The sequence below is a fragment of the [Chlorobium] sp. 445 genome (genome assembly GCA_002763895.1).
Taxonomy (GTDB): Bacteria; Bacteroidota; Chlorobiia; order Chlorobiales; family Thermochlorobacteraceae; genus Thermochlorobacter.
On sequence record NSLH01000013.1, the window covers coordinates 61,798 to 76,097 of the forward strand.

Genomic DNA, 14,300 nt, shown 5'->3' on the forward strand with positions numbered 1-14,300 from the left:
GGTTTGTTAATGTTGCACTAAAAGTTCAGCGCTTTAGCATAGCCTGTAAGTTCCACATAGCCTTTGCCAGTAAGTGTGTTTTTCCCGCGTGTGCCTGTAAGTCTGACACTGCCTTCCCAATACGTGATGCGCGTGGATTCTTGTGTGAGCAATTCTTGATCTTGCACAGTCGGCGTAATTGTTACTTGCAAATCCAGTTTCGGTATACTGAGCTTCCACTTCGCTGGGTAAGTAGCGCCAGACTTTTTAGAGCTGTATAGCTCTAAAACCTCGAGATTAAAATCGTCTTTTGTCAAATGTTGCGTTGAGCCATCAGCGGCAACAAATGTACCACTTGAAAATCGACCAATGCTGCCATCAGCTTGACGCAGGGTATAGACCATAAGCTCGGTGCTGTCAGAAAATTGCATCGAAAACCAATCCCAGCCAATGGAGTTTTTATCTAACTGTGAGGTGCCAAATTCGTGATCTTTCCAACTCTCACCCTCGACGGTGTAGCGCGTGCCGTTGAGCGTAAGCGCACCCGTAGATTTCAGGCGCGTGTAGGAGTAGTACATCGAAGCATTTTGCGGCGATTCACCTTTTTGCGAGTAGCCTTTTTCGCCGTGTAGCACCGCAGGTTTGAGTGCTTCGAGAATCAAGACAAGTGAGAGCGAATCACTTTCAGCTTGCAGGAGCATATACTTTCCGACATCTTGCACAGACCAATTGCCAATGAAGACTTTGTAGTAGTCTTCTTCGGCATTTGCTTCCCCGAAAGCGCCTCGCGACTGTTTTTCCTTGAAATAAAACTGGCGAGTGTCTTCATCAGTAACAGCAAAATGTGCAAAGTAAACATGCTTGCGTGAAGCGTCATCACTGGCTTTTGCATCTTCAAGTGAGAGTGCGGTGCGGAAAAAGGTCAGTTGATAGCCAAACTGACGTCCTTCTTTCGAAGTTAGATGACCAGTGTAATACCACCACTCTGTTCGATAGGCATGATGCGAGGCATGGTCTTTTGGCAGTGAAAGTGTGTAAGCAGGTGAAGCATACTCAAACGCGTTACGCTGCTGACAAGCTGTAATGATGACAAACGAGAAAAAAAGTATAAAACTAAGCGAGAGCAAAAGCAAGTATCGCTGCATATACGAAGTTTAGGAGACGTTGATACCTTAAGTTGAAAACTTTTATATTCCGACTAAACCCTTGAGACTGCAAACAAGTTTTATGGTAAATGCATACCAAAAGTTCAGGTTGCAGCGATTTTAAGCTTGCTGCTATCCTCATCTTTTTTACGCATCACCAAAAACAGTGCATGCGCTCAAGACATTATGAGAGAAACATAAAAACAAAGAAAGTGTTCAAGCCCTTGTAGCTCAGTGGATAGAGCAGCGGTTTCCTAAACCGTGTGTCGGCAGTTCGATTCTGCCCAAGGGCACACCAACCACACTAATAAAATATACGCTGCTAGCAGATGATAAGTATTTTGGTAGTAGACGATGAACATACAATTACAGAGTTCATTAAGGAAGCGCTATCTGAGGAAGGCTATCTTGTTGAGACGGCAGGCAATGGCAGAGAAGCCTTGAGCATCGCTAGAAAGTTTTCTCCTGATATTGTTATTCTGGACTTTATGATGCCCGACATGAATGGGCTGCAAGTACTTACTGAACTCAAAAAACTCGACGAGACCATACAGGTGTTGATGCTCACAGCTTATAACTCTGTGCCCACGGCGCTTCAAGCGATCCGACAAGGTGCTGCAGATTACATCTTGAAGCCCTTTGATTTAGACGCACTGAAAATTTCAGTAGATAAGCTGGTTGAGAAAATCACGCTGAAAAATCAATTGCGCTATTTGCAAGAAAAATGTTGCAAAACGCCTTGCAGGTTCAGACTTTGTGCTTTGCCCTTCGCCGCAGATGAGCAAGGTCTATGAACTTGCCATGCAAGTGGCACAGACCAATGATACTACAGTGCTCATTCAAGGTGAAAGCGGCACGGGGAAAGAACATGTCGCAAAGTTTATTCACTTGCAGTCCATGCGCAAAGCCAAACCTTTTGTGGAACTCAATTGCGCTGCCATCCCCGATAATCTCTTAGAATCAGAGCTATTTGGTTATGAGCCAGGGGCATTTACAGATGCGCGCGCCAAAAAAATCGGCTTGCTGGAATACGCTGATGGTGGTACACTCTTTCTCGATGAAATCGGTGATATGCCGCTTGCAATGCAAGCCAAAGTTTTGAAAGTCATTGAGACAAAATCGTTTCGACGCATTGGTGGCTTAAAAGAAATTAAGGTAGATGTGCGCATAATTGCCGCAACGAACAAAGATCTTGCGCTCGCAATTGAAAAAGGAGAGTTTCGCGAAGACCTCTACTACCGCTTGCAAGTTATGCCAATTGTCTTACCGCCACTACGAGAGCGCCCCGAAGATATTGTCCAGCTGGCTAATTTCTTTCTCAACACCTTTTCGCAAAGCATGCGAAAACGGTTAGAATTTTCTGATGAAGCCTTGCACGCCCTGTTAGGATATCCTTGGAAAGGTAATGTACGCGAGCTGAAAAATGTCATCGAACGCGCGGTCATCATCACTACTAACAACTCTGTCATTCACCCTGAACATTTGAGCCTACAACTCAAGCCTATGTCATCACACCTGACATCGCAGACGGCAAGTACATCTGCAGCCACAGTTGACACACCGCTTGATAGTGGTGTGCGTATTACACACATCCCTGATAATTTTTCCCTCAAAGAATATCTTGAACGCATTGAACGCGAGCATATCTTAGCAGCGCTGGCACAGACTGACGGCAACCAATTGCGTGCTGCTAAACTTTTAGGGATCGAGCGCCATGTTCTACGCTATCAAATGAAACGCCTCGGCATTGAAGCTCGACATGATCATCACAATTAACGTATGAACAGTTGTGCATATCCAGCGAATAATTTCAATAATTTCAATCGCTTGTCTGTTCGTCCTAACTTGTACACTCATGCCACACGTCGCTCCCACATCTGAAGCAAGGCAGACTAAACTGTTCGATTTCGATCTGCAAGGTCATCGTGGCGCACGCGGTCTTGCGCCTGAAAACACAATCCCTGCTTTTCTTAAAGCGTTGGAGTATGGCGTAAATACCTTGGAGTGCGATGTCGTAGTCTCCAAAGATAAGCGCATTGTAATCTCGCATGAGCCATGGTTCTCGCATGAAATTAGCACTGCCCCTGATGGCACTCCAGTTGATGCGACCACGGAAAAGCACTTTAACATTTATGAGATGACCTACGACGAAATTCTACGATTTGATGTCGGCAAACGCGGGCATGCGCGTTTCCCAAGACAACAGCCCATGCCCGCTGTAAAGCCCTTACTTTCAGAGATGTTCCGCGAAGTAGAATCCTATTGCAGCAAACATAAACTCCCACCTGTGCGCTTCAACATTGAGATAAAATCTACCCCTGAAGGTGATGGCAAATTTCACCCTGCACCTGAAGAATTTGCAGAACTGCTCTACAAAGAAATCCACCAAGCAGGAATGATTGCACGTACAACCGTGCAATCCTTCGATGTGCGTGCTCTACAAGCCATGCGCAAAATTGACTCCACGCTCTCACTTGCCTTACTTGTCGAAAATGCCCTGACGCTCAATGAAAATCTTTGGAGGTTAGGCTTTACCCCCGAGATTTACAGCCCCTACTATCGTCTTGTCAATGCTGAGCTTGTCAAAGAATTACGCACACGACGCATCAAGCTAATCCCTTGGACGGTCAATGAGCTGGAAGAGATGAAGCGCTTGCTAGAGCTTGGTGTAGATGGACTTATCACAGATTACCCCGACATTGCCAGTACTATTCATAAAAACTAATCAAGCTAACCTCTATGATTGTAATTGTCGATGATAACACCGACCTTTTAGAAGCACTTAAGCAGCTTTTTTCAATGACAAGTGAAGTAGCTGTGTTCCCAGCGGGCAAGCCTGCACTTAATTTTGTGAAAGAAAACAAAGGCAAGGTCTCCGTCTGTATTGTCGATTATGCTATGCCGGAGATGAATGGTGTTGAACTTGCACGCAAACTCAAAGAAGTCGATAAAGATATTTTTGTGATTATGATGTCAGGTTTTGTTGACTTCGAAAAAGTCGAGCCTTTTCTTAAAGAGCGCATCGTTTATCAATTTTTTACAAAGCCGCTCAATATCCCGGGGTTGGTAAAAGCAGCTGATGAAGCGGCTCGGTTGTATCAAAAGCGGCGTGTAATCTGAGGCTCATTCAAAGCGTACTTGTTCTGCAATAGCAAGGCGCATGGCGTAGCGTGCAGGAATCCAGCCCGATACCAGTGCTGTAATCATAACAAGCGCACCTGCCCCTGAGATTGCGGCAATCGGTAAATGTACCTGAATCGTCCAACCGAATGATTGTAAATTGATGACATAAATCAGAATGAGGGCAAGCACAAAGCCACAGGTAATGCCCAAGGCTGATGCAAGGATGCCCATGAGTCCGGCTTCGATAAGAGTCATATTGCGCACTTGATCGACACTTGCACCGACGGCGCGAAGCATACCAATTTCACGGCGCCGCTCAAAGATGATTGCCATCAGTGAGCTAATCACGCCCATTGCCGCCACAATCATAGCAACAAACTGCAGGACGTAGGTAATTGCAAACGTTTGGTCGAAGACATCTAAGACACGGCTGCGCAAGCCGAAGTTTGAATACGCCAGAATGGGCGCACGGTCAGCAAACTCTGCACGAATTTGCTGAACTATACGCTCTGCTTGCGATTTATCGTGCAGGTACACGCCAATGTTGTTGAGCTTGTCATCTTGCCAGAACTTCTCAAAGTAAGGGCGATGCATTGCAATGAGACCGCGATCGGAAGCGTAGTCGTAATAGACGCCTGCAATACGGTAGCGTCGTGTGCCCGTTGGTGAAATGAGCGTCAGTGAATCGCCTTCACGGTAGCCAAACTTGTTGGCAAAAACTTCCGTGACCAAAAGCGACTGAGAATTATTGATAACTTCATTTAAGATCTCTTCGTCATTGCCTGTGCGGAAAAGTAGTTTGGTGCAGGCTTTGACCGTCTCGAAATTCGGAGCACAGAGCACCGTCGGTTTGCCCTCAAGTGTGATCGGACGTGCAGAGAAAGCATCAACCGCTTTGGTTTCAGGCAGTTTGGAGACATAGTCTAAAACCTCACGCGCAATAGGCACATTTGAGCCCACAGCAAAGCGTTCGGCAGGGGCAATAAAGACATCGGCTTTGAGGGTTTGGTCGACCCAGTACACTACAGTTTGGCGAAAGCTGCCGACCATCACACTAATGCCAATGAGCATAGCAACAGCCACCATCAGCGCACTGACTGCCGTTGCGGTGCGATTAAGCGATTCGGCAAGGTTGCTTGCAGCAAGTTTGCCTTCAATACCAAAGAGATGCTTTGCCAGACGCTCAAGTATGCCACGTGAAAGAGTAATGAGTTCGGGCGAGAGCAGGGCAAAGCCTAAAATTGCGCAGATAGCAGAAGCATAGCCAAAAATGGGTTTGCCATCAACGCTGGGCAGTTGGGCAAAACCGATGCCTAACAAAAGAAGCGACAAGCTAATTGCAACAATACGCCGCAAGTTGAAAGAAAACTTTTGCTCAAAGGCTTGTACATGAAAAGTCTCGCGAGGATGAACGCGGTAGACTTCCAGTGCTGGAAAAAATGCAGATGCAACCGAGGCGATAACACCTACCGCAAAGGATAAGACCACAACCTGCCAGTCTATGTTGACACTCTTGACGCTGACATAGATGTAGAGCGCAGTGATAGTACCTGCAACACTGCTCAAGGTGTAAGTAGCAAGTGCTATACCAAGCGCAACACCTAATGCACTGCCCAAGATGCCAATCAGCAAAGCTTCAAGCAGGAAAAGTAGAAAGACTTCGGATGCGCCAAGCCCTAAGGCGCGCAAAATGCCAATTTCTCGTCGTCGCCGAATCGCATTGGTGGTAATGGTGTTGTAGATGAGAAACATCGCTACGAGCAGACTGATGAACGCCAGCGCAGAGAGATTCATCTCAAAAGCAGAGAGCATTTTTGCAACTTGCTCACCACGGTTTTTGCAGAAACTACTTCGACGTCTTCGGGGAGACTTTCAGCAAGATACGCCTTTAGTGCCGCGCTTTGTGTATCATCAATGATAAGATCGATTTTGCTAAGTTTGCCCTCTTTGCCAAAAGCACGCTGTGCTTGCTCAATATCCATCACGGCAAAAGAGTTTGCAACTTCACTTGTAGGGCGATCGGTCTTAAAGACCCCAATAATTCTGACTTGCTTGAGAAGCCCATCAGCGAAGAGTTCCACAGTTTGACCCTTTTTGAGGCGATTGCGCTCTGCAAATTGCTGTGAGACAAGAATAGTATTAGGCTCAAGTAAAAATCGCAGAAAGGTGTCGCTGTCTTCGCCCTCTATGTCTTCGTAGGTGCGGAAGGCGCGATCAGAGAAAATATCAATACCGAGTACGATGAGCGTTTCATCTGTGCCTTTGATGCGAGAGAGTTGTTCGGTTACTGGGGTTGCGGCGCGCAGTGCAGGCAATCGCTCTTTGAGTTCCAAGACACGCTTAAAGACACTTTGCGAAAAAAGTGTGCCGCTGCGCGATTGAACTTGCGCGTTTGCTTTACCATTGACGTTATCAATCGTGGCTTCAAATGATTTGAAAGCTGAGTAATTTGAGAGGCGAATAGCAAGAAAGACCGCTACACCAATTGCGACGCCAAACACAGAGAGCAAAAACTTGCCCCAGTCTTGAGTAGCATGCCGCAAATTGACTTGCAGAAAAATTTTAAGCAGCGTCATTGTCGAATGGCAAAGCTGGTTAGAAGTGCCTCACTTAACAGAGTTAAACTGAAAGATGTTCCATGCCGCACTGCAGCTTAGGTTTTTCTTAGGTTTTACTTAGGTCTGCACGTAGGGGAAGGTCTTACTTTTGCGTCGAAAAAGGGCGTGATGTGTGCGGCGTGTGCCTTGCCCCCAGAGGCACCTGCAGCTTGAAGGGGCAACACACGCCCTTTTCTTTTTTCGAGCATGTGGAAAAGAAAGGCTTTGACGATGTTCTACACGGCACTGTAAGGTGGTTTGGATTATGCTTTGCCCAAAGCGTGAAGCATGGCTGCACCAATATCAGCAGGGTTTTCCACAATGTGGATACCAGCTTTTTTCATTGCCATCAGCTTTTCCTCAGCGGTGCCCTTACCGCCCGAGACAATCGCACCAGCATGTCCCATGCGTCTGCCCGGTGGTGCGGTGCGTCCAGCAATGAAGCCGACCACAGGCTTCTTGTAACTTTTTTTGATATAGGCTGCAGCTTCTTCTTCGGCATTGCCACCGATTTCGCCAATGATGACAAGTGCTTCAGTGGCTTTGTCTTTAGCAAACATTTTTACTGCATCAATAAAGCGTGTGCCGATAATTGGGTCGCCACCGATTCCGATACAGGTAGATTGCCCTAACCCTACTTTGGTAAGTTGAGAGACCGATTCATAAGTGAGCGTGCCACTGCGCGAAATCACCCCAATGCTGCCTTTCTTGAAAATGAAGCCCGGCATAATGCCGACCTTGGCTTCTTCTGGCGTGATGACACCGGGACAATTTGGACCAATGAGAATGGCACCTTTTTCTTTGACAAACCAATAGGCTTTCATCATATCAGCGGTAGGTATGCCTTCGGTAATGCAGACGATGACTTCAATGCCCGCTTCTGCAGCTTCCATAATCGCATCAGCAGCAAAGGGAGCTGGCACATAAATGATGGAGGTGTTCACCTTTTGCGCTGCAACTGCTTCTCGCACGGTGTTGTAGACAGGGACTTCACGAATGAACCTGTCTTTTTCATTGCCAGCGTAATACATGCCACCTTTGCCCGGTGTAACGCCCGCTACGAGGTAATCAACACCAAACTGTTTGCCATATTCCAGCATTTGTGAGGCGTGAAACGTACCTTCTGAACCTGTGATGCCCTGCACCACCAGACGCGTGTCTTTGCTGACTAAAACACTCATAATTTTTATTTCTTGATAGTTAAACTGTCATAGGTGCGTGTGCTACACATGAGCTTCAAGTGCATGTGCAACTTGAAAGAGTTTTGTTTCGGCAAATGAATCTGCCACGAATTGAATGCCAACCGGTAAGCCTTGTGCTGTCAAGCCTGCAGGCACACTGATAGCAGGTACACCTGCAAGATTCATGGGCACCGTGTAAATGTCTGCAAGGTACATTTGCAAGGGGTCGCTCAGCTTGTCGCCGAGCTTGAATGGAGGAAAAGGTGATGTCGGGGAGACAATCACATCAACGTCTTTAAACGCTTTGCGATAATCTTCACGAATCAGGGTGCGCACTTTTTGCGCTTTTTTGTAATACGCATCATAATAGCCTGCTGAAAGTACGTAAGTGCCCAGCATAATGCGTCGTTTGACTTCTGCACCAAAACCTTCGCTGCGTGAGCGCACATACATTTCGTTGAGGTCTTGGACCTGTTCAGCGCGATACCCGTAGCGTGCGCCATCGTAGCGCGCAAGATTGGATGAGGCTTCGGCAGTGGCGAGAATGTAGTACGCTGCAAGGGCATATTCAGAGTAAGGCAGTGAAATCTCCACAAGCGTTGCCCCTTTCTCCGAAAGCATGTCAAGTCGTGAGCGGATAATGCTATACACTTCTGAATTTAAATCTTCCGTGAAAAACTCCTTTGGTACGCCGATTTTAAGCCCTTGAAGCTCTAAGCCTTTTGCACTTGGTGCTAGCTCTGCAATGCGTGCAATCGTGTCGCTAAATTTCATCTCTGCGCTGTAATGCGGTACGGGTGCATTAGACGAAGTCGCATCACGTGGATCTTCACCGGCGATTACTTCCAGAACCAGTGCGGCATCTTCAACGGTCTTTGATAGCACGCCGATTTGATCAAAGGATGAACCGAAAGCTACCAAGCCATAACGCGAGACTCTGCCGTAGGTAGGTTTCAAGCCCACAATGCCACAAAACGACGCAGGCTGACGCACCGAGCCACCCGTATCTGAACCTAATGCGACCAGCGCACAATCTGCTGCAACTGCGGCAGCTGAACCGCCCGAACTACCACCCGGCACACGCTCCTCATCCAACGGATTTTTCACTGCACCGAAATAGGAGTTCTCGTTCGAACTGCCCATAGCGAATTCATCCATATTCGTTTTGCCAAGCAAAATCGCATCTTCATTGAGCAAGCGTTCAATGGCAGTAGCGTTGTAGATACTGATATAGTTTGAGAGTATGCGCGAGGCGCAGGTCAGGCGCTCACCGGCAATGGCAATGTTGTCTTTTATAGCAATCGGCAAACCAAAAAGTTTACCCGGGGGCACACCCAAAGAAAGTTTTTGATCCAAGGCTTTTGCACGCGCTAGAGCAGAGTCTTCAAAGACTGTAATGAAAATGTTCAAATGCTTTGTCTGTGCAATCTGGTTAAGGTATTGCTTGACAACACTTTCGCAGGTTACAGCCTTAGAGAGCAGTTGCTCACGCAACTCACGATACGATGAGTAAAATTTCGACACAATAAACCGTAGATAGAGGTTTTTTCAGAATAGAAAAGATACGCAATTGTGTAAAGGTTTTCAATGAGAAGCACTGGGTTCAAAATGCTGTGCATACCACTCGGCAAGCACTAGCAACGTCCACAGTTGCGAGCCATAGCTGCGTGTGCCAGTGCGATGTTCTTCAAACAAGCGCTGAATATACTTCTTACTAAATAGGTTCATTTTCATTAGTCCCGAACCTAGAATCCGTGCTTCAGCAATAGGCGAGAGCTTGCCACTGCGTAGCCATTCGCTCGATGGCGCTGCAAAGCCTTGCTTTTTGCGATAAATGATGTTGTCTGGAAGAATGCCTTCAGCCGCTTTCTTCATGATGTATTTCGGCTCACCATGTTTGAGCTTCAAGCTCTGCGGAATGCGAAAAGCAAACTCAACAAGGCGATGGTCCAGAAAAGGCACGCGCGCTTCGATCGAGACCGCCATTGACATTTTGTCGACGCGCATGAGAAGCAGTTCAGCTAAACGGGATTTGAACTCGGCATAGATCATCTTGCGCAAGTAATCTTCGCTGCGCGCATCTGGCAGAAGTCGCTCCAGTTCCGCAAAAAAAGTCTCTACAATTCTACCACTTGACTGCATCTTTCGTCTATAAGACTCTGTGAGCAAGGACCTTTTCATTTCTTCAGTAAAACTCACCGCGCCGCCGTAAAATGGCACATCATTTTCGCTAGCGCGACGAGCGTATTCTGCGGGCAGAGAAGCGCCACGCAGCATCTTGACAACTTGGTAGATGAGGTCTTTCAAGGCTTGTGGCAAAAGTGAATAGTAGTAGTTGTAGTAGCGCCATTCGCGTAGGTAGTGCAGGTAGCCAGAAAATTCTTCGTCGGAGCCTTCACCGACTTGTACAACGATGGTGCCAGAGTCGCGAGCTAATTTGCTCACAAAGTAAAGTGGCACACAGACAGGGTCAGCATTGGGTTCATCTTGGTGCCAGACCATCTTCGGCAAAAAGTCTATGGCATCTTGTTCTGTGAGCAGAATCTCGTGATGATGGGTTTGAAACACTGTAGCAATCTGACGCGCATACTCAAGCTCGTTGTATTTTTCCAAATCTTTGAAGCCAACCGTAAAAGTCTCTACTGGGCGTGTCATCAATTCTGACATGAGTGCTACATTCATGGAGGAATCGATGCCGCCGGAGAGCATCACCCCGAAAGGCACGTCGGACATCATACGTAGTTTGATAGAGTCGCGCAGCAGCCGACGAATGTTTCTGACACAAAACGATTCTACATAAAACTCTTCTTGCGGAAAGGGCTCTGTTTGATGTGTCAAATCCCAGTACTTGACTTTTTGCATATCGCCTTGGCGCGTGATGCGCGCATAGTGTCCAGCTTCCAGTTTGAAAATGTTTTTGAAGAGTGTCTCACCAGGCGGTGTGGTCAGCAGTGAAAGATAATCGTAGAGCCCTTGCAAGTTTAGTTCTTTGCTAATGCTGGGGTGTTTGAGAATGGCTTTGATTTCAGAGGCGAAAAACAGCGCTCCGTGTTGAAAGGTGTAATAGAGAGGTTTGATGCCGATGCGGTCACGCATAAGGTAAAGTTCTTCTGAGCGTGAATCCCACAAGGCGATGCCAAACATGCCATAGAACTTTTTGATGCACTCAATGCCCCATTCTTGATAGGCGTAGAGAATAGTTTCTGTGTCGGAGCGACCCTTGTAGCGATAGCCTTTTCGTTCAAGTTCCTGACGCAGTTCCAAGTGATTGTAGATTTCACCGTTGAAGACAATCCAGATATCGCCTTCAGGATTTTTAGAGTTGAGAGCATTGCTCATGGGCTGATGTCCAGCAGGCGAAAGATCGATAATGGCAAGGCGACGAAAGCCAAAGCCTACTGTGCAGTCAGGTGAGATGTAAATGCCGTCGTCATCAGGACCGCGATGGGCAATTTCTGCCGTCATCACTTTAAGGGTGTCTTCACAGATGAGTGTAGGTGAGCCACCATAGTTAAAGATACCAACGATGCCACACATATTGAGCTGAGCTATGATTGCGGTTTTTGAAAATGAAAGCCGTTCTTATTAGCGTTCAATTTTTATGGTGCCATGCCATTCGTTCTCGAACTCAATAAAAAAATTTCTGCCTTAACATTCTTCGTTTTTTGGTAATAGCCTTTTGAGTACTGGCTATCTTTTAAGCAGATACGCTTTGCGCCCTCAACACGGATGAGTGTGCGACCAGCCGTAATGGTATTGCCATTTAAGAGTGGGGCAAGCGTTGGATGAAAATGCAAGCGTGAGACTGCAGTGTGTTTGCCATGTCCAAGCAGCGTGTCGTGAATTTCGACGGTCTGCGAACCTTTATCAAAACGAATGATTCTGCGGTGCACAACGCCGTTGTTGTTAATCTGCGCGCTGATTTCATCTTGCTGCGCATTACTTTGCCATGCAAGCAATTTCGGCGCTGTCGTATCGGCAACAATTGACCAGAGATTGCGGAAGGACACAAGTTCCTTGCCATCAATTTGAATGGTGTTGTGTGCCTCAATGCTGCGAAAATACTGGCGTTCTGCTTGGTGCAAAGTATAGTTGAAAGTACCCGAATCGACGATAAGGTCTTCTCCTGCAAAGAAGAGTTCGAATGAAAGTGTGTCGTTGTGTCCATGTCCACCGTAGCCTTGCATGCCGATATCACCGAAGTCGAAAAACAGATATGTATTGCTATGGCGCATCACGGCAAAACCGCCTTGCTTGAAGAGCTTGGATAAGCCTGATGAAGTTGGCAAAGCAGGTATTTCAACGCTGTAGAGTTGGCGGTCGAGCACCGTGCCGCTGTCGTCATCGCCGATGTTGCAAAGCTCGCCGTTGGGTTTTATGGCGGCATTAAGAAATGTGTGCATGGCATCGAGTTTGCGATAAAATTCTGCCGAAAGCCTGATGCCATTTGCTTCAGCGGCAAGGCGTGAGAGCTCAAACATTTCCAGCACGAGGCGGTGATATGAACTAGACTTTTCATAGTCGACACCGTCGTCATAGACTTGCGTGCGCATAGATTCTTCCACAATTGCGATGCCTTTACGCAGATAGTGTTTCTTTTCAAGAAAGATGCCAAGCCAAAGCAAGCCTAAGCCATTGGAGAGATAGTGATTGCCATTGCATTTGCCGAACTCGATATTCCAGTAGATAAATGCAGCATGTTCAGAGAGACTGCGAAGCATAGATTCGGTGAGTGATTGTGGGGCACGATTACCAAGTAAAGCGAGTGTAGCTATCCAATTGATGGAGCGAATGGCAGCTTCCATCGGCACGACCCAGTGCACGCCGAAGCCACGCGGATTTTGCGCAAGCCAGCTTTGCACTTGCGCCACAATTTCATCGAGCAAATGCTGTTCGTTTCGTGCTACGAATGCCGCAGCAAGCAACGGAAGGTGTTGAAAGCGTGAAAGCTCCCAAACAACTTTCACATCTGCTTTGGGGGCATTGAGAAAATTAAATGATGAAGCTGGCAAAGAGTTTTCCCAAGTGTAGTCGGAGAGCGCATCGTAGTGCCAGTTGATAGGCTGTGGCAACTGAACGTGGTGTCCAAAAATCGTGAAGCGATAGGCAAGCAGTCCCTCAAGGGCTTCTTTTGAGATGGTGGGGTGAGCAAGAAATGAGAAGTTGCCTGAGAGGATATGAGAGGGCTGTGAAATCAGCTGAGGCGATAGGTGTTTCCAGACTACTCGATGTGCCTTGTGTAGATAATTCCGAAGTAAAATGGAGGGCAAAATCATCTGATTGAAAATTCTCTGATATCTTTATTTCTTTTGCTGTAATGATGCAGTGTACGCCTGATGTCATTAGAGTTTTTGTTTATAGCCCAAGATAGGGCATACTTTACTTTCTAACAGTATCTACTCTGATCATTTCTCTAAGTGATGGGCTTCCATATTTGCGGATGAATGAAAAAATGCGTTCTCGTAAGTTTTGAGGTGGGCTGTAATTCATTGCCGTAACATTTTGAATTGACAGTTGACTCAGCTCTGCCAATTTATACAAATCTGCAATCGTGTATTCGCGGCTATGGCCTGTGAAGGGAAATTCCGAGAGTAAAAATTCTTCAATATCCACGAGTGGCGTTTTGCCGAGCAAAAGCTGGATGCGATTTTCAAGTCGTGCAATGTTAGGAACAGAGATCAACAAGCGACTTTTGTGTGTGCGTAGCGCAGCCTTCAGGTTTTGAATGACCTGTAATGGCGAACTGGAAAAATGTTCAATCACAGCCAAGAGCAGGACTAAGTCATACTTTTTGCCTGAAAGAGGTTGTGTAATATCTGCATCAATCACTTCAATACCAGCAGTCTTGGCTGCTGCTAGCACTGGATCAATTGCACCGTCATATAAGCTAAACTTTTCCACTACAGTAATGCACTTATATCCTAAAAATTTTAGCATCAATGGAATAACTGGTATGAATGTACCTGCATCCAAGATCTCTGCATCTTTCTCAGTTGTTTGATAAATGTATTTCACATCGTCAATAAAACGAGCTTTTTCGGCAAATACGAAACTATATACAGGATCTTTTGCGTATCTCATGTAGCCTTTGTTATGCTTGGCAATTCGCTCAATATCTATTTGTCTAAGGCTTTCAGCGAGAACGTCAGCTGCAAAACGATGACTTTTTTTCGACGAAATCAACCGACATATTGCTTTTCTTTTATAGATAGTCGATACAGAACAATGTGAACAAACAGGTTGATGGTAACAGCCCCGGCTGATGCAAGTGCTGC

Annotated in this window: 10 protein-coding genes, 1 tRNA gene and 1 pseudogene; 4 read left to right on the forward strand and 8 right to left on the reverse strand. The window is 46.6% G+C overall.

The window, feature by feature from the left end; all coding sequences use genetic code 11:
• Window positions 1-17: 17 nt before the first annotated feature.
• Window positions 18-1,124 carry a carotenoid 1,2-hydratase gene (locus tag CMR00_07005; protein ID PIO48079.1) on the reverse strand — a complete coding sequence of 369 codons (1,107 nt, stop codon included), beginning with the start codon at window positions 1,122-1,124 and terminating at the stop codon, window positions 18-20.
• Between the two features lie 220 nt (window positions 1,125-1,344).
• On the opposite strand from CMR00_07005, the gene CMR00_07010 reads away from it, so the two are divergent.
• From CMR00_07010 to CMR00_07025, 4 genes and pseudogenes are all read left to right on the forward strand, one after another.
• A tRNA-Arg gene (locus CMR00_07010) sits at window positions 1,345-1,417 on the forward strand.
• A 36-nt stretch (window positions 1,418-1,453) separates the two neighbouring features.
• Window positions 1,454-2,900: pseudogene (locus tag CMR00_07015) on the forward strand (DNA-binding response regulator).
• A 79-nt stretch (window positions 2,901-2,979) separates the two neighbouring features.
• Window positions 2,980-3,849 (forward strand): glycerophosphodiester phosphodiesterase, encoded by an 870-nt coding sequence (locus CMR00_07020; GenBank protein PIO48080.1) that lies wholly within the window; start codon window positions 2,980-2,982, stop codon window positions 3,847-3,849.
• 14 nt (window positions 3,850-3,863) lie between these two features.
• On the forward strand, window positions 3,864-4,244 hold the full coding sequence (locus CMR00_07025) for a hypothetical protein (GenBank protein PIO48081.1): 381 nt from the start codon (window positions 3,864-3,866) through the stop codon (window positions 4,242-4,244).
• A gap of 3 nt (window positions 4,245-4,247) precedes the next feature.
• On the opposite strand, the gene CMR00_07030 is transcribed toward CMR00_07025, so the two are convergent.
• From CMR00_07030 to CMR00_07060, 7 genes are all read right to left on the reverse strand, one after another.
• The gene (locus CMR00_07030) at window positions 4,248-6,059 is read right to left on the reverse strand and encodes a hypothetical protein (protein PIO48082.1); all 1,812 of its coding nucleotides are present in this window, start codon (window positions 6,057-6,059) and stop codon (window positions 4,248-4,250) included.
• Window positions 6,038-6,823: a hypothetical protein gene (locus CMR00_07035; protein PIO48083.1), complete on the reverse strand. Its 786-nt coding sequence runs from the start codon at window positions 6,821-6,823 to the stop codon at window positions 6,038-6,040. Before CMR00_07035 ends, CMR00_07030 begins: the two co-directional genes overlap by 22 nt.
• Window positions 6,824-7,107: 284 nt before the next feature.
• Window positions 7,108-8,025 (reverse strand): succinate--CoA ligase subunit alpha, encoded by a 918-nt coding sequence (locus tag CMR00_07040; protein PIO48084.1) that lies wholly within the window; start codon window positions 8,023-8,025, stop codon window positions 7,108-7,110.
• 42 nt (window positions 8,026-8,067) lie between these two features.
• A complete protein-coding gene (locus CMR00_07045) occupies window positions 8,068-9,549 on the reverse strand; it encodes an Asp-tRNA(Asn)/Glu-tRNA(Gln) amidotransferase GatCAB subunit A (GenBank protein PIO48085.1) in 1,482 nt (493 codons plus the stop codon).
• 60 nt (window positions 9,550-9,609) lie between these two features.
• Window positions 9,610-11,562: an asparagine synthase (glutamine-hydrolyzing) gene (asnB, locus tag CMR00_07050; GenBank protein PIO48086.1), complete on the reverse strand. Its 1,953-nt coding sequence runs from the start codon at window positions 11,560-11,562 to the stop codon at window positions 9,610-9,612.
• A 62-nt stretch (window positions 11,563-11,624) separates the two neighbouring features.
• Window positions 11,625-13,301, reverse strand: coding sequence for a hypothetical protein (locus CMR00_07055; protein ID PIO48087.1), 1,677 nt, complete (start codon window positions 13,299-13,301; stop codon window positions 11,625-11,627).
• 103 nt (window positions 13,302-13,404) lie between these two features.
• Window positions 13,405-14,208 (reverse strand): hypothetical protein, encoded by an 804-nt coding sequence (locus CMR00_07060; GenBank protein ID PIO48088.1) that lies wholly within the window; start codon window positions 14,206-14,208, stop codon window positions 13,405-13,407.
• Between the last annotated feature and the right edge of the window lie 92 nt (window positions 14,209-14,300).

Excerpts from the sequence above, each read along its gene's own strand:
- CMR00_07040 (PIO48084.1), bottom strand. The coding sequence starts at position 8,025 with ATGAGTGTTTTAGTCAGCAAAGACACGCGTCTGGTGGTGCAGGGCATC.
- CMR00_07020 (PIO48080.1), top strand. The coding sequence starts at position 2,980 with ATGCCACACGTCGCTCCCACATCTGAAGCAAGGCAGACTAAACTGTTC.
- CMR00_07005 (PIO48079.1), bottom strand. The coding sequence starts at position 1,124 with ATGCAGCGATACTTGCTTTTGCTCTCGCTTAGTTTTATACTTTTTTTC.
- CMR00_07025 (PIO48081.1), top strand. The coding sequence starts at position 3,864 with ATGATTGTAATTGTCGATGATAACACCGACCTTTTAGAAGCACTTAAG.
- CMR00_07055 (PIO48087.1), bottom strand. The coding sequence starts at position 13,301 with ATGATTTTGCCCTCCATTTTACTTCGGAATTATCTACACAAGGCACAT.
- CMR00_07035 (PIO48083.1), bottom strand. The coding sequence starts at position 6,823 with ATGACGCTGCTTAAAATTTTTCTGCAAGTCAATTTGCGGCATGCTACT.
- CMR00_07030 (PIO48082.1), bottom strand. The coding sequence starts at position 6,059 with ATGCTCTCTGCTTTTGAGATGAATCTCTCTGCGCTGGCGTTCATCAGT.
- asnB (PIO48086.1), bottom strand. The coding sequence starts at position 11,562 with ATGTGTGGCATCGTTGGTATCTTTAACTATGGTGGCTCACCTACACTC.